The organism is Nonomuraea sp. NPDC001684, from assembly GCF_053596515.1.
Map to the genome: position 1 here is coordinate 1 of NZ_JBSFGJ010000849.1, position 1613 is coordinate 1613.

Genomic DNA, 1613 nt, shown 5'->3' on the forward strand with positions numbered 1-1613 from the left:
CTGCTGGGGCGTCAACAACTGGTCGGCCACCTCCATCCTGACCATCCGCAACCACGCCCGCGACCTCGGCTCGCCGGGGCCGCAACTGGCCCAGCTCAAGTACAACCCGTGCCGCCGCTCGATCCCGGAAGGGGTGCCGTTCTCCGAGGTGTTCGACGCCGGCGTCTCGCTGCAGGCCAGCGACGTGCTCGAAGGCGGGCTGCTGGCCGGCAAGGACAGGCCCGCCCGGCCGGTCTTCCCCGACCCCGGCGGCGTGCGCGCGCGGGCCGCGACGGCCGCCGCCGGGCTGGCCGAGGTGGCGGCCGCGCTGGAGGCGACGCCCGCGCAGGTGTGCGTGGCGTTCTGCCTCACCCATCCGGCGGTGGCCAGCGTGCTGTTCGGCGTCACGAGCACGGCCCAGCTCGCCGACAACGCGGGCGCGCTCGCCCTGCTCGACCGGGTCGGCGCGGCGCGGCTGCGCGAGCTGGCCGCGCCGTTCTGGGCCGACGCCGACACGGTGGATCCCGAAGGCCCCTGACGGTCTTCCGGCCGTCCGGCCGGAAGACCGTGCCGGTTCAGCGGGGCGCCTGGACCAGCCCCGCGCCCAGGTCCGCGGTGTCGGCGTCCGGGACGAACACGTCCGTCGCGGCGGTCAGCAGCAACCGGCCGGTGACCGCCGCGGCCCGCGCGCCGTCGCTGCCCGCCCGCAGCTCCTGCCACCACAGCGCCGCCGCCCCGGCCACGTGCGGCGCGGCCATGCTGGTGCCGCTCTTGCTGGTCAGCCCGCCTCCGGTACGGGCCGAGACCACGTCCACGCCCGGCGCGCACACCTGCGGGAAGGTGTTGGAGAACCGCGCGACCGCCAGCCGCCCGGACGGCAGCCGCTGCACCGCGCCCACGGCCATCATGCCCTCGGCGGCCGACGGCAGCTCCGGCCCGACCTCGAAGTCCGGCCGCAGCTCCCGGTGGCTGGCGTTGCCCGTGGCCGCGACGACGATCGTGCCGGCGCCGAACGCCGCCCTGGCCGCGATCATCCGCATCAGCGAGTCGTAGAGCCGCAACGTGGCCCGGTACGACTCCAGCGCGATCGACGTGGCCAGGAACTGCGGCAGCCCGCGCTCCTCCAGCTGCCGCATGGCGGCCGGGAAGTCGATGCCGAGCGACATGGTGATGACGTCGGCGTCGTTCCCGAGCGCCCAGAGCAGGCCCTTGACCGTCGCGGCGGTCGAGCCCTTGCCGTCGTCGCCGAGCACCTTGCCGATCAGCGCCCGTTCGACGCCGGGGGCGACGCCGATGCGCATGCCGTCGACCGGGCGGCCGAAGACCGTGCCGGCGCAGTGGGTGCCGTGGCCGACCTTGTCGCCGCGGCCCGATCCGGTGAAGTCCTCCTCCACCAGCGTCATCCCGGTGAAGGCCGGATGCGTGGCGTCGATGCCGGTGTCGAGGACGGCGACCACCGTCCCCGCCCCCGTACGGGTGGAGGCGTCGGCGCCCAGCGCCCGCACCCCCCATGTGACCTGCGCGCCCGCCTCCGCCGCCGGCGGCGGCGCCTCGGCGTCCTCGGGCGCGCCCGGCACGGTGGTCGGCATCGGCCGGGCGACCGGGGCCTCCGACGGGTCCCTCGCGAGGTCGGC

At 76.3% G+C, this 1613-nt stretch carries 2 protein-coding genes; one reads left to right on the forward strand and one right to left on the reverse strand.

Annotated elements, in window-relative coordinates:
- A partial coding sequence (locus ACWCSD_RS52445; RefSeq protein ID WP_449927406.1) for an aldo/keto reductase occupies positions 1–517 on the forward strand: 517 nt, incomplete at its 5' end.
- 37 nt (positions 518–554) lie between these two features.
- Here the strand turns inward: ACWCSD_RS52445 and ACWCSD_RS52450 are convergent.
- On the reverse strand, positions 555–1613 hold a 1059-nt coding region (locus ACWCSD_RS52450; protein WP_449927409.1), incomplete at its 5' end, for a S8 family peptidase.